Source organism: uncultured Caballeronia sp. (genome assembly GCF_964243625.1).
GTDB lineage: Bacteria > Pseudomonadota > Gammaproteobacteria > Burkholderiales > Burkholderiaceae > Caballeronia.
Genome location: NZ_CAXTGZ010000074.1, coordinates 1 through 16,848 on the forward strand (window position 1 = coordinate 1; position 16,848 = coordinate 16,848).

The following is a 16,848-nucleotide window of genomic DNA, read 5'->3' on the forward strand; positions in this document are numbered from 1 at the left end:
CGGACTCGATAAACATCATGCCGAATGGATCAGCAGCAACGGCATCGAGATCATCTATGTGTGATCCTCGTGCTCGTCATCGGACCTGACAAGCGACCAGCCGGAATCACCAATCAACTTGGCATTGCCGAACGACATTCGTCTGATCACCCGGCGAATCCAGCTCAAGAACATGATGTCTCCGCCGTGGCGAATTCGTTTCTATAGATCGAGCACAAGTTCCCTGCTCGTTGCCCTCGATACACACGCGGTCAGGTATTCGCGCTTTTCGTCGTCGCCGAGAATGCAGTCGTTGTGCTCGACTTCGCCCGACAAGTACCGCACCTTGCACGTGCCGCACAAACCCGCGCGGCACGATGTCTCTATCGGCACGCCGGCTTCGTCCAGTGCGTCGACTATGCTTTGGTCTGCTGTGACCGGAATCATCTGCCCGGTGCTCGCAATCTTCACGATGAACTCGCCCACCGCGCCCGCAACCTCCTGACTCAGGTCCCGCTCGGGCGCCTTGAAGTGTTCGAAGTGAACCGTGCCCGACGGCCAATGTTGCGCCGCGGCCGCGCACGCCTTCATGAATCCGGCAGGGCCGCAGTAATACAAGTGGGTATCGGCGGCAGGTTCGCGCAACAGTTCGCCGATGTTCAATCCCGCCGATGGGTCGCCGTTGTCGAAATGAAAATGCAACCGGCCTGCGGTCTTGATGCTTGCCAGTTCATCGGTGAATGCCGTGCAGCGCGCATCCTTCGCGCAGTAATGCATCTCGTAGTCGATACCGGCGTCCTCCAGCCGGTGCGCCATTGCTTTGAGAGGCGTCACGCCGATACCACCGGCCAGCAGCACGACCTTCTTGGCGTCGGCGGCCAGTTCGAAGTTGTTGCGCGGCGCGCTGACCTTCACGCGATCCTGAACGCGCAGCGTGTCGTGTACGGCTTTTGATCCGCCGCGCCCGGCTTCATCACGCAGCACGGCGATCACGTAGCGATGCCGCTCGCTTGGTGAATTGCTGAGCGAATACTGGCGGACGGTACCGCCTTTCAGATGGATATCGATATGGGCGCCGGCCGTGAACGGCGGCAACGTGGCGCCCTCCGGATCGACGAGCTCATACGAGTTGATGCCTTTGCCTTCGAAGCGAATCTGCCGCACCATCAGGTCAAGGGGGCTGTCTGGACTTGCCATGAACTTTCCTATTGTTTTCTCGGGCCGCGCGTGCAGACAAACGCTCATCGAGCACGCGCGGTCCCTTTGCCTTCACGCCTTCATCGACGCTTCGAGCGACTCGAACTTCTCGCGCACGAATTGCGCACGCTCCTCGCCCTTGAGCGCCTCGCTATCCGTCAAGATCGCGACCAGCTTCTTCGTCAGCGCGCGCCGGTTGGCGACTTCCTGCTCGACAGTCTCCGCTTCCGGCAGATCGAACACGTTGCCCGAGCAGTAGCTATTGGGCGAGCCCGCGTTCGCTCTGAACCAGTCCGCGAAATTCTCGGCCGATGCTGCCGGGTTCGTCCCGCGAACCGCATCGCGCAGCATCTTGCGGAAGAGGAAAAGACCGGCGTCGAACTTGGTCGGGTTCTCGAGCGAATGCACGGCGATCGGCCGCTGGCTGATGATGGCCTCGTAATCGCCGGGCGCATATTGCGCGTCCTTGTAGTGCTCGCGTTCACGATGATTCGTCGGGATCGGCGGCAATTCTTCGAGCTTGTATTTGCCGAAGCGCTCCGGACGCCGCATCGCAACCTGTCCTTCGAGGAAGTCGATCGACTCGTAACCGACCAGCGATTTATCGCCGATGCCGCGTGTATCGATTCCCGGACCCATCACGCGCCAGCCGATCATCTTCGAATTTTCATCATCGACGGGAACGGTCCAGCGAATGATGTGAAAGCGGCTGAAGAGCTTCTTCTTCGCGCCATCTTCCGACGTGTACGCATGCAGGCTCAGATTCGGCAATACCTGATGCTGAACGCGCACGAACATGCGGTCCTTGTCGACGCGGCGAGCACCCGCGCACGCGAGGCTGCGTCCCTGTTGCACCGGCGCGAAATGCATGTCGGGTGCAACTTCCATGGACTTGGCGCCGACCTCGTCGAAAGTCGTGCCCTGATACTTGCCGTTGACCACGTTCTTGCCTGCGTGCAGCGCGGTCGGATGATAGTTGTCGGCGGCGTTGTCCTGCACTTGCAGCCAGTTGCAATGCTGGAAATTGCTGTAGGGCACGAGTTCATCGGTCGGGGCTACCGTGAAATCACCTTCCCATTCCGGGAACGGCGGCTCGTTGTCGGGTGGTCCCATGTAGGCAAACACGAGTCCGTGACGCTCGACGGCTTTATATGCGCCCTGCTGGATCGAGCACGCGTATTTCTCGGCTTCCTTTTCTTCGCCGTTCGGAAACGGCACGTGGAGACAGGAGCCGTCGACGTCGAAGACCATGCCGTGGTAACAGCACTTGATGCCATGCTCCTGGATCGCGCCATATTCCAGCGATGCCCCGCGATGCACACAATGCGCATGCAGCACGCCGACGGCGCCGCTGCCATCGCGGAATGCGACCAGTTCTTCGCCAAGGATCTTGAGGAAGCGCGGGGTATCGGTGAGCTCGATGGCCATGCACACCGGATGCCAGAACGCGCGCATGTATTCGCCCATCGGCGTGCCGGGGCCGGTTTCGGTCAGTTCGGGATCGTGACCCGGAACCTTGTTGGTGTAGTAACCGCCGAAGGGCACCAGTTTCTTCTGGACCGCGCCGCCAGCGCTGCTTTTCTGCCCTTCCGCCTTTTCTGACTTGATGTTCATGTGTGCCTCTGCTGGGTGTATCGATAAGGGGAACTGCGTTTTTGTCATATTTTTAAAATCGGTTTCTGAACTCCGAACTCTGTATCCAAAGATTAGTTTCGCAATGCAGCCATGTCTCTACAGGTAAACGCTTGGGCGCAGAATTTTCCTTTCCGTTTGCACCTGCCCGACACTGCCTGTACGCTCTTGAACTCTGTATCCAGAAATTACGAGAGCAATCATGGCCGCCAAACTTCTGAAGCTCCAGGCACGCACCGACTATGTCGATGAAGTCTACAAAGTGCTGCTCGACGCCATCAGCGAAGGCTCCCTCGCGCCCGGCGCACGCATCACACAGGAAGAGATCGCGGAGCAACTGGCGGTATCGCGTTCACCGGTGCTGCAGGCGCTGCGCCTGCTGAAAAAAGACGGTCTCGTGCAGGACGCGCCAGGGCGCGGCCTGCTCGTCGCGCCGCTAGACGCCACCTGGATCGCGCATCTCTACGAGATCCGCGGCGCGCTCGACTCGCTCGCGGCGAGCCTTGCGGCGCAATGCGGCGCGGTGCTCGACAAGACGCTGATCTCGAAGGGCCGGCGTGCATCGAAAGGTGACGACGTCAAAGCCATGATCGATGCGGACTGGGCCTTCCACTCCGCCATCTACCGCGCTTCGGGCAATCCGCTGATCGAACAGACCGCGCATCTCCACTGGGTTCACTTGCGCCGCGTGATGGGCGCGGTGCTGCAGTCGTCGGCGCAACGCAAATCCATCTGGGACGAACACGCGGCGATCTTCGACGCGATCACCGCCGGCGACGCAGCCGCCGCCGTCGAACTGACCAATCTGCACACGCATCGCGCCCGCGAAAACCTCGTCAGGCGCCTGGGCGAAGTGCTGGCCGACGACGCCGGCAACGCGTCCGCTCATGTTCGCGTCTGAGGACTGGCATCGAGCACCGGTCGAGCGCTCGGCGGCGTTTCCCGCCGGCGAACGTTCACCAGTTTTGCGGGCACCGTGAAGACCAGCACACTGCCTATCACGAGACTCACCGCGAGTCCCAGCACGCCATTGCCGGTCGATCCCGTCGCGGTCTGGATCAGCCCGATCACATAAGGACTGACGACGCCCGAGATGCTGCCTACCGAGTTCGCAACGGCAAGTCCCGCCGCCGCTGCCGCTCCGCTGAGGATGGCCGGCGGCAGTACCCAGAATTGCGAGATCGTGGTCATGACGCCCATGGTCCCGATGGTCAGCGCGACCATCGCGATCGGCGTGGAATGGGCGTAGGACACGCTGAAGTACAAACCTGCCGCACCGATGATCCCCGGCAAAGCAAGATGCCAGCGGCGCTCGCCGCGCAGGTCGGATGAATGGCTGACCAGCACCATCGCGATTGCTGCCGCGGCATAGGGGATGGCGCTCAACAATCCGATATCCAGCGTGTTCTGCACGCCGCTCGCCTTGATCAGCGTGGGCAACCAGAAGCTCACGCCGTAGAGGCCCATCGTGAAGAAGAAGTAGATCAGGCTCAGCAGCAGGACCTTCGGATGCATCAGGCCGTCTTTCACCGAATGCAGCAGATCAGGCGAGCGTTCTTCATTGAGCGCGCGTTCCAGAAATGCGCGTTGCGGCGCGCTGAGCCAGCGGGCGTCGCTGACTTTATCGTTGAGATAGAAGAGCGCGATGAGCCCAAGCAAGGCCGTGGGGATGCCTTCGAGAACGAACAGCCATTGCCAGCCTGCAAGAGCGTGGAGGCCGCCCATGTGAGTCATGATCCAGCCCGAAAGCGGACCGCCGACAACGCCGGACATCGGAATGCCGGTCATGAACAGCGCGGTCACCTTGCTGCGCCGCGATGCCGGAAACCAGTAGGTCAGATAGAACAGGATGGCCGGAATGAACCCCGCTTCAGCCACGCCCAGCAGAAAGCGCATGATGTAGAAGCTCATGGGCGTGGTCACGAACATCATGCCCGCCGAGATGATGCCCCACGTGATCATGATCCGCGCGATCCATCGGCGCGCGCCGACGCGAAGCAAGAGCAGATTGCTCGGCACCTCGAACAGCAGATAACCCACGAAGAAAACACCCGCACCGGCGCCGTAGACGGCGTCGCTGAAATTCAGGTCCTTGAGCATCTGCAGCTTTGCAAAGGCAACGTTGATGCGGTCCAGATACGCGCAGAGATAGCAGAGAAACAGGAATGGCAATAGTCGCCACGTGATCTTCGCAAACGTGGCGGCTTCGTCGCGTTTGCTGAGGGAAACCGTACTGGCGGGAATCATGCTTGTCTCCTGGGGGCGGATTGGAGCGGGACGCCGGCCGTTCTAGGTGGCCGTGTCGTCCTGCACTTCTTGTGCTGAAGCTTGATACGGGTCAGTCGAACATGTCCGGCTGGGTTGCCACGAGGTCGTTCCAGATCGTCTGGAAATGCAGCCAGCCGATGTACTCGCTGCCCACGTGTTCGCGGCTATAGCGCGCCCGGTCCGGCGTGACGAGCTTTGGCGTGATGCCGGTTGCATCGATCAGAAGCTGCTGCTGGCAGCAGCGTTCCAGCGCGATAAACCAGAAGGCCGCAGCTTCTATGCTGTGCCGGCTTGCCGTCAGCAAACCGTGGTTCTGGTGAATTGCCGCCTTCACGCCCTTGAACGCGTTTGCCACCTTGTGGCCCGCCTTTTTCTCCACCGCGACTTGTCCGGCTTCATCGCCGATCACGACGTGGTCCTCGAAGAACGCAGCCGCGTCCTGCGTGATCGGCTCGAGCTTCTTGCCGAGAGAGGCGTAGGCCGTGCCGTAGACCGTGTGCGCATGGCACATTGCCACGATGTCCTGATGCATCTCGTGCACTGCTGCGTGCAGGACGAAGCCAGCGCGGTTGATCGCATGATTGCCCTCCACCACGCGCCCTTCATGGTCCGCGCAGATCAGGTTCGAGACCTTCACTTGCGAGAAGTGGATGGCCATCGGATTGGTCCAGTACAGGCCTGGATTTTCCGGATCGCGCACCGTCAGATGCCCGGCGAACCCATAGTCGAAGCCCTGCAGCGCGAATGCCCTGCATGCGCCGACAAGTCGCTCCTTCAAATGTTGCCGATGCGCCGCCGGGTCCGAAAACACGGGCAAGTCCGGGAAGATCAGACCCTCTTGTTCCGGCTGATAGATCGATACCTTGCCGTCCTTCACGATCTTTTCCACGACTTCCGAACCCGCTTCCATGACTGCCGCCATTTGCTTTCTCCTGTTGAATCATCAAGTTGCTTTACAGGGTTCTACTGTCGGCTTTGCAGCAGTTGTTGACAAACGATGACTGTTCATACAAAGATGAACCCCATTCATGTATCGATTAAAACCATTACAAAATTGGAGACGCCCAGGCATGCGACGCATCCCCAATTTCGTGCTGCTGCGCGCGTTCGAAGCAGCGGCACGGCTTGAAAGCTTCACGCTTGCTGCAGAGGAATTGCATCTCACGCAATCGGCCATCAGCCATCAGGTGAAGGAACTGGAAGCCTATTTCGGCGTGCCGCTGTTTCACCGGCGTAACCGCCGGGTCGAGACGACGGCGGAAGGACGGCGTCTGTTCGACAGCCTCGGCCGTGTGTTCGATGTCATTGAAAACGCCTGCAGCGAAGTTGCGCTGGCGCCTCAAGCGCAGGTGCTCGCCGTGCATTGCGCACCGAGCCTTGCTGTGAAATGGCTGGGTCCGCGCTTGCCCAAGTTCATGCAGGCGCACACGGACATCACGATCAGGCTTTCTTCGGGCGCGGAGCCGGTGGACCTCACACGTCTGCATGAAGTCGATGTCGCGATCTCCTACGGCGCGGCGATCGAGCGTCCGGGATTGCAGGTCGATGCGCTCGGGGCCGAACGCATTGTTCCGATGTGCTCGCCCGCCATGTTGCGCGACGACGTATCGCTCGAGGAGCAGGCCAGGGCTTTTACGCTGATCGATTCACAATTGAGCCGGGTCACGTGGCGCGACTGGTTCGTGCTCAACGGCATGGAGTTTCCGAACAAGCCGCGGCCATCGTTCGATCGCGGTGCGCTGGCGATTTCCGCAGCGGTCGATGGCATGGGCATGGCGCTCGAAACCACGCGCCTCGCCGAGCGCGAATTTGCGCGTGGAGAACTGGTGGAGTTCGGCGCCGGGTACTTCAAGCCGTTCATGCGCGAGACGCATTTTGTATCGTTCAGGACGAGCGACAGGAACGTCGAGAAGGTCAAGACGTTCCGGGCCTGGCTGGCGGAGAAAGCGGGGATGGATGGGCAGTCGGTGACAGGCGGTTGAGACGAATGAGCCCCTTCGCTCAAACGTGCTTGTAATAGAAGGTCGTGCTGCAAAACGCGCCGTCCGGCATCAGCGCGTACTTCGGCACAACGCCAACGCGCTGCCAGCCTGCCCGCGCGTAGAGCCGCTCGGCATCGCCGCCGGTGACCGTATCGAGCACGAGCACCGACTTGCCTTCCTCACGCGCGGTTTCTTCGACAGCCGTCATGAGCTGTTGCGCAATGCCTCTGCGGCGACCCATGCGATGCACCAGCATCTTGGCAATATCCGCGCGATGCGGCTGGTTGTCCGGCTGCGCCATGATGAGTTGCACGGTGCCGAGAATGCGTCCCTCGCGATCTTCTGCGACGAGCAGCGCTCGCTCTGCGCGCACTACGGCTTCGCCAACGCTGCGCCAAAATGCAACGGCCTTCTCGCGCGACAGCGGCAGCATGAAACTGACCGAGGCGCCCCCTTCCACGCAATCGATCAGCACGTCGGCCAATGCTTCCACACAGGACATTGCTTCATGGGCGCCGATGCGTCGTACGCTCACGTCCTCGAACATAGGTTTCTCCAGGTGTTGGTGAAGGGGAAATGTTGCCAGCGCCAAAAATTTTCCGGTAATGAACGTCCGTTGTTTTCTTAGGATACGGTCGTGCAGGCGAACACGCGTTGAAAGATCAGCGATTGCCCTGCAACAAGCCACTGCTGTGCACTCAATTCCGGCAAAATGACACGGTGGCGAGCGCAGCTCGAACCATTGGCGCGCTCGAATCACATCACTAACGATAGGAGACAGCACGTGCAATCAGGCAGACCAGCTTGGAGGGTTCTCAGCGGTGCGGTTTTTGCGGCGTTCGCATTCTCGGCAGTGTCGCCGGCATCGGCGCAAGTGGCAACGGGCGATACATCCGCGCAAAAAATCGCGTTATCGAACAACTATGCGGGCAACAGTTGGCGTCAGATGATGCTCAAGAGCTGGTCCAACGTCGCAGACGCAGCGGTCAAGCAAAAGGTCGTCGCGGCCGCCCCCACCTTCACCACGGCCGAAAGTCAGGCAACCGAACAAGTCCAGCAGATCCAGAACCTGATCCTCCAGGGCTTCAAGGCGATCGCGGTCGATGCCGTCTCGCCTACCGCGCTCAACGGCGTGATCAAGCAGGCATGCGCGGCGGGCGTGACGGTCGTGTCCTTCGATGGCATCGCTACCGAGCCTTGCGCATACCGGATCGCCGTCGACTTCCAGGGCATGGGCAAGATGCAAGTGGACTACTTGGCCAAGCGTCTGAACGGCAAGGGCAACCTGCTCGAGATTCGCGGGCTCGCCGGCGTCTCGGTCGATGATGAAATTCACCGCGGCATGGTGGACGAGCTGAAGAAATATCCGAACCTGAAAATAGTCGGTTCGGTACATGGCGACTGGACACAAACCGTCGCTCAAAAACAGGTCGCCGGCATCCTGCCTACCTTGCCGCAAATCGACGGCGTGCTCACGCAAGGCGGGGATGGCTTCGGTACGGCACAGGCGCTGAAGGCCGCAGGCAGGCCGACGCCGATCATCATCCTCGGCAACCGTCAGGAAGAACTCGCGTGGTGGGCCGAACAGAAGAAGACCGGCTACGAGACGATGTCCGTCACCATTCCGCCGGGGGCATCCACGTTTGCGTTCTGGGTCACGCAGCAATTGCTGGCCGGCAAGAAAATGCCGCATGACATCCGCATGCCAGTGCTCGAAGTGAAGCCTGGAGAGCTTGACGCCGTGCTGGCAAAGACGCCGCCAGGATCGCTTGCGAACAAGGAATACACGCGCGAGGAAGTGGTGGCTGTCGTGGACGGGAAGTAGTGAACGGGCAGCGCCGGCTTTGACGGGCCGGCGCTGACTTCATGCAGGCTTAGCGTGCAGCGCCCCGAACGCTTACATGCAGCGCATAAACGGATGAAGTCGCAGTAATGAACAAGCGGTTCTTGTGCAAGCCGCCAAACGTCAGGTTCGCCACGACCTCGGGAATCAGGATCTTGCCGAGCAAGGTGCCATCCGGCGCGTAGCAATGCACCCCGTCGTCCGCGCTGGTCCAGACATTGCCGTGCTCGTCGGTTCTCAAGCCGTCGGGCACACCGGTTTCCATCGATACGAAAACGCTTCCGTTGCGCAATGCGCCGTCACTCGCGACATCGAAGACGCGGATGTGGCGTGGACCGTTCTCATCGTGGGACGCGCCGGAGTCGGCTATGTACAGACGTGACTCGTCGGGCGAAAACGCGAGTCCGTTGGGCTTGACGAAATCATCGGTGGCAAGCCGCACGTGGCCATCGTCCGGGGAGATGCAGTAGACATTGCATCGTCCAATATCGCTCGGCGCGCGGAACCCTTCGTAGTCGCTCATGATCCCATAGTCGGGGTCCGTGAACCAGATCGCGCCGCGCGAATCCACGACCACATCGTTCGGCGAATTGAGGCGCTTGCCTTCGAAATGCGATGCGAGAACCACGACGCTGCCATCGTGTTCCGTGCGCGAGACCTGACGGCCGCCGTGTTCGCAGGTCACGAGCCGCCCTTCCCGGTCACGTGTATTGCCATTGCTGTAGTTCGAATTCGAGCGATAAACCCCTACGCCCATGCCCGGCGCCCATCGCATCATGCGATTGTTCGGGATGTCGCTCCAGATCAGCAAATCGGTCGCCGGAAAATACACGGGCCCTTCGGCCCATAGGCACTCGCTGGTCAGCTTTTGCAGCGGCGCGTTGAGCTGGACCAGTGTGCGAAAGCGCGGATCGTGTACTTCAAGCTCGTCGGATTTCATCTGCTTGTCCCTTATTTAATGTTCGCTTAGCGCAGCGCCTTGCCGCCCGCCGCGACCGTCACGGCAATGATCAGCACTCCATACACGATCGACCGGACACCCGCATCCGCGCCGACTGCGTTGAGCACTGCGTTCGTGAGGAACAGGAACATCGACGCGCCCCACACGCCGGCGATCGTCGGTTTTCCGCCCGTCACGAGCGTGCCGCCGATCACGACCACGGCGATCGATATCAGCATGTACTCCACGCCCATGTCGAGCGACGCGCCGCCGGACACCGCCGCAAGCAGCAGCGCCGTGAACGCCGCGATCACCGATGACAACACGTACGCAATGCAACGTGTCCAATGCACATCGACACCGGCGAGCCAGGCTGCGCGTGAGTTCTGCCCGATCGCAGACAACCTTCGTCCGTAGTTGGAACGATGCAGCAGCACGCCAAGCAAAAGCGACAACACCAGCGCCGCCAGCGCAATATACGGAACATGCGCGAAGCGACCATTCGCAAACGCGCCGAGCGCCGCGGGAGGTGGCGGAAGCTGTCGGCCTTGCGTGATCGCGAGCGACTGGATGATGAAGCTCGATGACAACGTTGCGATGATCGGCGGAATGCGCAGCAGCCGGATCAGCGCGTAGTTGGCAAGCCCGACGGCAATTCCCACGCCGACCACCGCCGCCAGACCAAGCGCAATCTGGTTGTTCGATCCGTTCATGACATGCATGCTGACCACGCCCGCAAGCGCGATGGTCGATGGCACCGACAAGTCGATGTTGCCCACGCCGGAGGTAATGACAAGCATCTGCCCGAGGCCGACCAGCACCATGAACACGCCGTAGATCAGCGCCGTCTGCGCGACGTTGCTTGCAATCGAGAAGCCGAAGATGGTGACGATCGCGAACCAGACGAGGATCGCGCCCGCGAACGACCACACCCAGGGCGCCTGGATGCCTTTGAGGCGAGTCAGTAGTCCGGCGTTCGCCGTCGAAGCCGACGGCGTTTCCTTGTCGTTATGCGCTTCGCTGGGTGTTTGCAGGCTCATTGGCGGTCTCCGCGTTGCAGCAGCACACGCAGCGACAGCACCACGATCAGGATCGCGCCCTGCATGCCGACCTGCCAGTCCGAGGAGATGTTCAGGAATGCGAGGAATGATGCGGCAAGCGTCAGCGTGATGGCACCCAGCACCGCGCCGACCACCGACACGCGGCCGCCGACGAATTCGCCGCCGCCGAGGATCACAGCCGCTATGGACAACAGCGTGTATCGCAAGGCGAGATTGGCATCGGCGGAAGTGGTCAGGCCCAGGAGCGACAAGCCAGACAACACGCCGAAGAAACCCGCAATGCCGTAGAGCGTCGCCTTGCTGCGCACGAGCGACCAGCCAAACCGGCGCATTGCGCGTGGATTGCCCCCTGCGCCACGAATGCGCACGCCCGCCGACGAACGCATCAGCAACAGATGTCCGATCAACGCAATCAACGCCGACCAGACGATGGGCGCCGCAATCCACGGCGTCTGGTAGTTCATCGCCGCGCCGATCCACTCAGGGCTCGTGCCGCCCGGCGACGGCAGCAACACGATCGCGAGGCCGCTCCAGACGAACGCCAGCCCGAGCGTCACCACGATCGACGGAATCTGCCGCAACTCGATCAACGCGCCGACCGCGGCATAAGCCAGCACGCAGCCGGCCAGGGCCAGCACGCCGAGCCATGGCTGCTTGACCAGCAACGTCGCGCCGATGCAGGCGACGAGACTCACGAAGGGTCCTATCGACAAATCCAGGTCGTTGACCGTGATGATCGCGAGTTGCGCGAGCGTCGCAAGAACGATCGGTACGGCAAGGTTCAGCAGCAGGCTCGAACCGAAGTAGCTCAGCGTGGCTGGCTGCAGGAACAGGATGGGCACGAGCACGGCGACCAGCGAAATGGCCGGCAGCAGCGCGCGCAATCGCGCCTGGGTGATCGCAAACGTCATGCGGCTTGCTCCTCGAAACTGGCGGCCAGCAGCGCTTCTTCCGTGCATTCGTCGGCGTGGAGCACGCGTGTGACGGATGCCGAGCGAAACACGTAGGTCCGGTCGCAATGCGACAGTTCTTCGTTCTCGGTCGTGTACCAGATGAAGGTACGGCCTTTCGCGGCTTCGTCGCGTACGAGCTGGTAGATGTCGCGCTTGGTGCCGACGTCGACACCCCGGGTGGGATCGTCCATCAGGATCAGGTCGGCATCCGACGCCAGCGCCCGTGCGAACAGCACCTTTTGCTGGTTGCCGCCGGAGAGCGAGAGAATGCCGGCGTTCATGGATGCGCCCCGGATACCGATCTTCACGCGCCACGCTTCCACGACCGCGCGAGCGGCGGCAAAGTCGACCAGCCCGAAACCCGGCCGGCGTCTGGTTCCCGTTGCCGTGCCGCCGCTCAGCCAGCGCAAATCGAGATTCTGCGCGATCGACCAAACGGGGAATATGCCGTCGCGTCCTCGATCGCCGGCCACGAACGCCACCTTTGCGTGGCCCGCTCCGCGGCTCGTCGCCGCTTCGTAGATGGCAAGCAGCGCTTCAGTCTGTCCCTGCCCCGCGAGCCCGGCAAAACCAATCACCTCGCCGTGCGACGCATCGATCTTCGTGCGGCGTCCGGAGCCGAGCGTCCACTGATATTGCGGACCGGCCGCGCGTTCTACGCGTGCGCGCAAGGCGTCGGGCGTCTTATCGGCTTCGAGGTGCTGGCCCATGGCGGTGATGATCGTTTCGCGGCTGAGATTCTCACGCCCGAGCACGCTCACGATACTGCCGTCGCGCATCACCATCACGCGGTCTGCAACCCGCTGTATTTCGCCGAGCATGTGGGTGATCAGCAGGCACGTGATGCCGCGCTCCGCCGCCTTGCGCACGAAGGCGAGCAACTGTTCGGCGGTGTGTGCGTCGAGCGAGGACGTGGGTTCGTCGAGAATCACGAGGCGCACCGGGGCGTCGGTGACGGTAAAGGCGCGTGCAATCTCGACCATCTGCCGTTGCGTCAAGGTGAGATCGGACACGAGCTCTGTGCCGACCAGACCGTTGCCGGGAAAGATTTCTTCGAGCTTCTCGCGCATGAGCGCAGTCGCCTGACGCCGCCAGCCTCGCCCACGCAATTGCGGATGCACGATGCACATGTTCTCCGCAATGCTCAGGTTCGCGCACAGCGACAACTCCTGGAACACGCAGCGCACGCCCGCGTGGCGCGCGACGTTGGCGTCATAGCGCGGCGATGGCGCGCCATCGACTTCGATCTTCCCTTGCGTCGGCTCGAATACGCCGGCAAGCACGGCCATGAGCGTGGATTTTCCGGCGCCGTTATGCCCCGCTATCCCCACGCATTCGCCCTGCAAGAAGCTGAAATCGATGTCGGTCAGCGCGCGAACGCGGCCAAACGTCTTGCTGATTCCGTGAAAGCGGATCAGTGCCTGGCCGCCTGTCTCTGCCATTTTTATTTCGCCCATTCACATGCTCCGCGTGTCTGGTGACGACATGACGCGCCCGCCGCAGGCAGGCGCGTTCAGCTTACTTCTTGTCGAGCAGCGCGACGGTCTGCGGCAACGTGTAGGTCACGTCGCTGATGCCGCCTTGCGGTGTCGCCTGCAGCTTCGCCTGCAACTGTTCCTGGGAGATCTCGAGAAGCGGCACGTTGATGGTCACGTCCTTCGGGATCTTCTTGCCGGCCAGCACCTGCTGCGCCACCCAGAATGCAAACGATACGGCGCCCGGCGGATTGGACAGCGAACGCGACTGGTAGCCGTTTTTCGACTGTTCGTTCCACCAGTTGAGCTCTGCATACGTGCTGCCGATGATCATCGCTGGAACCGGACGGTTGGCGGCCTTGAAAGCCTGCGCAATGCCGAACGACATCTCACCTTCGGTCGCCACGCCATCGACTTGTGGCAGTGTAGGCAGAATGCCGGCCACGGCTTTCTGCGCGACGGATTGTGTCCAGTCGCCGTTCACAGATCCGACCAGCTTCAACCCCGGATACTTCTTCAGTCCCGCGAGCACGCCTTCGTGCATGAGGTTATCCACGGATATACCCGCCACACCCCGCACTTCCAGGATATTGCCCTTGCCGTTCAGCCGCTTCGCGAGATAGTCGACACCCGCTTCACCCCAGCCCTTGAAATCGAAGTTGACACGATAAGCGCAAGGTTCATCGACAATGCCATCGAACGACACCACGACCACGCCGGCCGCGCACGCTTTCTTGATGGTTCCGTTGAGCGCGGTGGGCGAGACCGCGTCGATCACGATCGCGTTATAGCCCTGGAGAATCAGGTTCTGAACCTGCTGGGCTTGTTCGGTGACCTGGTTCTCAGCGGTGGTGAAGGCCGGCGCGGCGGCAACCTTCTTGTCCTGCACCGCCGCCGTTGATACCGCGCCCCAGCTCTTGAGCATCGACTGCCGCCAGGCGTTGCCCGCGAAGCTGTTGGACAGCGCAATCTTTTTCTGCGATGTATCGCCGGTCGCCACTTGCGCGTGCGCCGCCGAGCTCATGCACGTCGCAACGGACGCGACCGCCAGCGCAACCGCGCCGAACCGCTGTTTTCCTGAACCGATCATCGATTTTGTCTCCTGTTATCACAGCGTTTTTGATTTTGATGCTGCGTGCGTCATGCGCTGCGGTCTTGCGTGTTTCTGCTAAGCCACTCCCTTCGCTCGGCGAATGCCTTCCCACAGTCCGTTCAGATAAACCGCGCCGAGCGCCCGGTCGTAGAGGCCGTAACCCGGCTTGCCCGTCTCGCCCCAGATCATGCGGCCGTGGTCCGGGCGGATATACTCGGTGTAATCGGCATCACTATAAGCCTGCATGATCGCCGCCATGTCGAGCGAACCATCCGCTGAACGATGCGCCGTCTCGTGGAAGTCGCCCTTGTCGTTCACCTTGACGTTGCGCATGTGCGCGAACGGAATGCGGCCGCGCGCCGTGAATTCCCGGACCATCGCGGCGACGTCGTTGGCGGTGTCCGCGCCAAGCGAGCCCGAGCATAGCGTGAGCGCGTTCGCGGGACTATCGACAATAGCGAGCACGCGCTCCAGGTCTTCCCGATTCTTGACGATGCGCGGCAGGCCAAAGATGGGCCGCGGCGGATCATCGGGATGGATCGCCATCCGGATTCCCGCCTCTTCCGCCACCGGAATGATGCGCTGCAAGAAGTATTCGAGATTTTCCCAGAGACGGGCTTCGTCGCACGAGGCGTATTCGGCCAGCAGCGCGCGCAGCTGGCCCGCGTCGTAGCTCGTATCCCAGCCGGGCAACTGGATGCCATCGTCGGGATTGATGTTCGCGACTGTATCGACGTCGAAAGCAAGCGTGGTCGAGCCATCGGGCAGACGCTTTTCGAGCGTGGTCCGGGTCCAGTCGAACACCGGCATGAAGTTGTAGCAGACGACCTTGATGCCGGCCGCGCCGAGATGGCGCAGCGTCTGCGCGTAATTCGCTATCAATGCGTCGCGCGATGGCTTGCCGAGCTTGATGTCCTCGTGCACCGGCACGCTTTCGATCACATCGAGCGCCAGACCCGCAGCATGAACGGTGTCACGCAACTCGGTGATCTTCGCGAGTGGCCAGGTCTCGCCCACGGGCACGTCGTAGATGGCGGAAACAATGCCGTACATGCCGGGGATCTGGCGGATATAGGCAAGCGTCACCGGATCGTCAGGGCCGAACCACCGAAAAGTCATCTTCATGTCTGGTCTTCCGGGAATGCAACGTGAACACTCGAAATGCTATGCTCGCGGACGGTGCGTTGGTCAGGCGGTCAGGTGGTCAGGCCACTCGACCGCCGAGGCAGTATAGCGACTCGCTTTTGAGCGCGCAATTCAATTGATGGAGTGACGTGATGGACCTGCCGAATCTCAAAGCGGAGCGCTTGTACCAGAAGATTTCGGCGCTGCTGACCGGGCTGATCAAGGACGGCACATTCGCACAAGGAGTGGCCTTACCAGCGGAGCGCGAACTCGCGAAGCAGCTCGGCGTTGGCCGCTCGTCGGTGCGCGAGGCACTGATTGCGCTCGAGATAGCGGGCTGGGTCGAGATCCGCACGGGCACCGGCGTGTTCGTCCGCCAGCCCGATGCGACCCGCGCCGAACCCGCGGCGGCCGATGCAGAGTTCAGCGCGGCCGACCTGTTGGCGGCACGCGCGGTGATCGAAGGCGAGATCGCGGCGCTCGCGGCGAAGAACGGCACGGATGTGCAACGCGAGGCGCTGACGCGAAACATCAACATGCTGGAAGCGCAGTCAGTCAACAACGCCGCGTTCCTGGATGAAGACAAGCGTTTCCACCTGCTCATCAGCGAGATGACCGGCAACGCGGTGCTGACAGAAGTCATGACTGTTCTCTGGAACAAACGTTACAGCCCCATGTTCACGCACCTCGAAACCTTCTACGCCGACAAGCACATCCCCGCCGCCATGAACGCGGATCACAGGAAGATCGGCGAGGCAATCCTCAATCGCGATGCGCGCGCCGCGAAGAACGCAATGCGCGCGCATCTTCGCCACGTGCATCACAAACTTTTCGCGGACTCGCCGGATGGAGATGCCGCTTAGAGACTCAGGAACAGGCGACATCGATAACCGGAGCAGCGAACGCTTTCGGCGATGCTGACAACAGCAGCAACGATCATCGATCGAATGACTTTCATGATCTTCAATTATTCCAGCAACTGCGGCTTGTGAAACGCTGTATAACGCCCGGCGCGGCAGATGCAGTGGCATACAATTCGATGGATTTACAATGCCCGGATGAACCACATCACCCGAAAACAGCGGCTCACATCCTGGTTCTGGAGCGACGAGGTCATCCGCAGCCGGTATGTGAGTGACGTCGTGCTGACAAGCACCGTCGAGATACCCGCGCCGCCTCCGCGCCTTGTTGCCGATTGGGAAAGGGAGATAGCGACGCGCCTGATCCTGGAATCCGGGGACGTCGAGGAGATGCCGTTAGCGCGGGCCCGCGCAAGGTGGCCGGAGTACAGGCAGTGCGT

The 16,848-nt window shown here is 61.4% G+C and carries 15 protein-coding genes and 1 pseudogene; 5 read left to right on the forward strand and 11 right to left on the reverse strand.

Translation table 11 applies throughout. From position 1 onward, the window contains the following. Positions 1 to 201: 201 nt before the first annotated feature. Both ACFFAR_RS07425 and ACFFAR_RS07430 read right to left on the reverse strand, forming a co-directional pair. The gene (locus ACFFAR_RS07425; protein WP_174362607.1) at positions 202 to 1,176 is read right to left on the reverse strand and encodes a 2Fe-2S iron-sulfur cluster-binding protein; all 975 of its coding nucleotides are present in this window, start codon (positions 1,174 to 1,176) and stop codon (positions 202 to 204) included. Between the two features lie 72 nt (positions 1,177 to 1,248). Then, positions 1,249 to 2,790, reverse strand: coding sequence for a Rieske 2Fe-2S domain-containing protein (locus ACFFAR_RS07430; protein WP_075357425.1), 1,542 nt, complete (start codon positions 2,788 to 2,790; stop codon positions 1,249 to 1,251). A 220-nt stretch (positions 2,791 to 3,010) separates the two neighbouring features. Between ACFFAR_RS07430 and ACFFAR_RS07435 the strand changes: the two genes are divergently transcribed. Further along, positions 3,011 to 3,709, forward strand: a complete 699-nt coding sequence (locus ACFFAR_RS07435; protein ID WP_174362608.1) for an FCD domain-containing protein — start codon at positions 3,011 to 3,013, stop codon at positions 3,707 to 3,709. Here the strand turns inward: ACFFAR_RS07435 and ACFFAR_RS07440 are convergent. After that, positions 3,694 to 5,055, reverse strand: coding sequence for an MFS transporter (locus tag ACFFAR_RS07440; protein ID WP_174362609.1), 1,362 nt, complete (start codon positions 5,053 to 5,055; stop codon positions 3,694 to 3,696). The two genes, ACFFAR_RS07435 and ACFFAR_RS07440, sit on opposite strands and share 16 nt — an antisense overlap. Before the next feature lie 91 nt (positions 5,056 to 5,146). Further along, positions 5,147 to 5,998, reverse strand: a complete 852-nt coding sequence (locus ACFFAR_RS07445) for a class II aldolase/adducin family protein (protein ID WP_062001675.1) — start codon at positions 5,996 to 5,998, stop codon at positions 5,147 to 5,149. A 148-nt stretch (positions 5,999 to 6,146) separates the two neighbouring features. Between ACFFAR_RS07445 and ACFFAR_RS07450 the strand changes: the two genes are divergently transcribed. Next, a complete protein-coding gene (locus ACFFAR_RS07450) occupies positions 6,147 to 7,058 on the forward strand; it encodes a LysR substrate-binding domain-containing protein (protein ID WP_174362610.1) in 912 nt (303 codons plus the stop codon). Between the two features lie 19 nt (positions 7,059 to 7,077). Here the strand turns inward: ACFFAR_RS07450 and ACFFAR_RS07455 are convergent, their stop codons facing one another. Further along, positions 7,078 to 7,605, reverse strand: coding sequence for a GNAT family N-acetyltransferase (locus tag ACFFAR_RS07455; protein WP_075357422.1), 528 nt, complete (start codon positions 7,603 to 7,605; stop codon positions 7,078 to 7,080). 306 nt (positions 7,606 to 7,911) lie between these two features. On the opposite strand from ACFFAR_RS07455, the gene ACFFAR_RS07460 reads away from it, so the two are divergent. Next, entirely contained in the window at positions 7,912 to 8,883 is a 972-nt protein-coding gene (locus ACFFAR_RS07460) for an ABC transporter substrate-binding protein (protein WP_075357421.1), read from the forward strand. A gap of 49 nt (positions 8,884 to 8,932) precedes the next feature. Here ACFFAR_RS07460 and ACFFAR_RS07465 read toward each other — a convergent pair whose 3' ends face one another. The 6 genes from ACFFAR_RS07465 to uxuA all read right to left on the reverse strand — a co-directional run bounded on the left by ACFFAR_RS07465 (position 8,933) and on the right by uxuA (position 15,548). After that, positions 8,933 to 9,841: an SMP-30/gluconolactonase/LRE family protein gene (locus ACFFAR_RS07465; protein WP_174362611.1), complete on the reverse strand. Its 909-nt coding sequence runs from the start codon at positions 9,839 to 9,841 to the stop codon at positions 8,933 to 8,935. Positions 9,842 to 9,867: 26 nt separating this feature from the next. Further along, positions 9,868 to 10,881, reverse strand: a complete 1,014-nt coding sequence (locus ACFFAR_RS07470) for an ABC transporter permease (RefSeq protein ID WP_086380295.1) — start codon at positions 10,879 to 10,881, stop codon at positions 9,868 to 9,870. After that, complete coding sequence (locus ACFFAR_RS07475) at positions 10,878 to 11,813, reverse strand: ABC transporter permease (protein WP_062001669.1); 936 nt, start codon at positions 11,811 to 11,813, stop codon at positions 10,878 to 10,880. Before ACFFAR_RS07475 ends, ACFFAR_RS07470 begins: the two co-directional genes overlap by 4 nt. Further along, positions 11,810 to 13,312: a sugar ABC transporter ATP-binding protein gene (locus tag ACFFAR_RS07480; RefSeq protein WP_075357419.1), complete on the reverse strand. Its 1,503-nt coding sequence runs from the start codon at positions 13,310 to 13,312 to the stop codon at positions 11,810 to 11,812. The genes ACFFAR_RS07475 and ACFFAR_RS07480 overlap by 4 nt, the downstream gene beginning before the upstream one ends. Before the next feature lie 61 nt (positions 13,313 to 13,373). Further along, positions 13,374 to 14,420, reverse strand: coding sequence for an ABC transporter substrate-binding protein (locus ACFFAR_RS07485; protein ID WP_062001667.1), 1,047 nt, complete (start codon positions 14,418 to 14,420; stop codon positions 13,374 to 13,376). Positions 14,421 to 14,498: 78 nt separating this feature from the next. After that, positions 14,499 to 15,548, reverse strand: coding sequence for a mannonate dehydratase (gene uxuA, locus ACFFAR_RS07490; protein WP_174365288.1), 1,050 nt, complete (start codon positions 15,546 to 15,548; stop codon positions 14,499 to 14,501). 152 nt (positions 15,549 to 15,700) lie between these two features. On the opposite strand from uxuA, the gene ACFFAR_RS07495 reads away from it, so the two are divergent. Both ACFFAR_RS07495 and ACFFAR_RS07500 read left to right on the forward strand, forming a co-directional pair. Next, on the forward strand, positions 15,701 to 16,411 hold the full coding sequence (locus ACFFAR_RS07495; protein ID WP_075357418.1) for a FadR/GntR family transcriptional regulator: 711 nt from the start codon (positions 15,701 to 15,703) through the stop codon (positions 16,409 to 16,411). 195 nt (positions 16,412 to 16,606) lie between these two features. Then, positions 16,607 to 16,848 (forward strand): annotated as a pseudogene (locus ACFFAR_RS07500) (hypothetical protein); the annotation flags it as partial.

Bases quoted from the DNA above. Each gene is read 5' to 3' on its own strand.
- ACFFAR_RS07445 (WP_062001675.1), bottom strand. From the start codon at position 5,998: ATGGCGGCAGTCATGGAAGCGGGTTCGGAAGTCGTGGAAAAGATCGTG.
- ACFFAR_RS07450 (WP_174362610.1), top strand. From the start codon at position 6,147: ATGCGACGCATCCCCAATTTCGTGCTGCTGCGCGCGTTCGAAGCAGCG.
- ACFFAR_RS07440 (WP_174362609.1), bottom strand. From the start codon at position 5,055: ATGATTCCCGCCAGTACGGTTTCCCTCAGCAAACGCGACGAAGCCGCC.
- ACFFAR_RS07435 (WP_174362608.1), top strand. From the start codon at position 3,011: ATGGCCGCCAAACTTCTGAAGCTCCAGGCACGCACCGACTATGTCGAT.
- ACFFAR_RS07475 (WP_062001669.1), bottom strand. From the start codon at position 11,813: ATGACGTTTGCGATCACCCAGGCGCGATTGCGCGCGCTGCTGCCGGCC.
- ACFFAR_RS07425 (WP_174362607.1), bottom strand. From the start codon at position 1,176: ATGGCAAGTCCAGACAGCCCCCTTGACCTGATGGTGCGGCAGATTCGC.
- uxuA (WP_174365288.1), bottom strand. From the start codon at position 15,548: ATGAAGATGACTTTTCGGTGGTTCGGCCCTGACGATCCGGTGACGCTT.
- ACFFAR_RS07485 (WP_062001667.1), bottom strand. From the start codon at position 14,420: ATGATCGGTTCAGGAAAACAGCGGTTCGGCGCGGTTGCGCTGGCGGTC.
- ACFFAR_RS07480 (WP_075357419.1), bottom strand. From the start codon at position 13,312: ATGGGCGAAATAAAAATGGCAGAGACAGGCGGCCAGGCACTGATCCGC.
- ACFFAR_RS07455 (WP_075357422.1), bottom strand. From the start codon at position 7,605: ATGTTCGAGGACGTGAGCGTACGACGCATCGGCGCCCATGAAGCAATG.
- ACFFAR_RS07470 (WP_086380295.1), bottom strand. From the start codon at position 10,881: ATGAGCCTGCAAACACCCAGCGAAGCGCATAACGACAAGGAAACGCCG.
- ACFFAR_RS07465 (WP_174362611.1), bottom strand. From the start codon at position 9,841: ATGAAATCCGACGAGCTTGAAGTACACGATCCGCGCTTTCGCACACTG.
- ACFFAR_RS07495 (WP_075357418.1), top strand. From the start codon at position 15,701: ATGGACCTGCCGAATCTCAAAGCGGAGCGCTTGTACCAGAAGATTTCG.
- ACFFAR_RS07430 (WP_075357425.1), bottom strand. From the start codon at position 2,790: ATGAACATCAAGTCAGAAAAGGCGGAAGGGCAGAAAAGCAGCGCTGGC.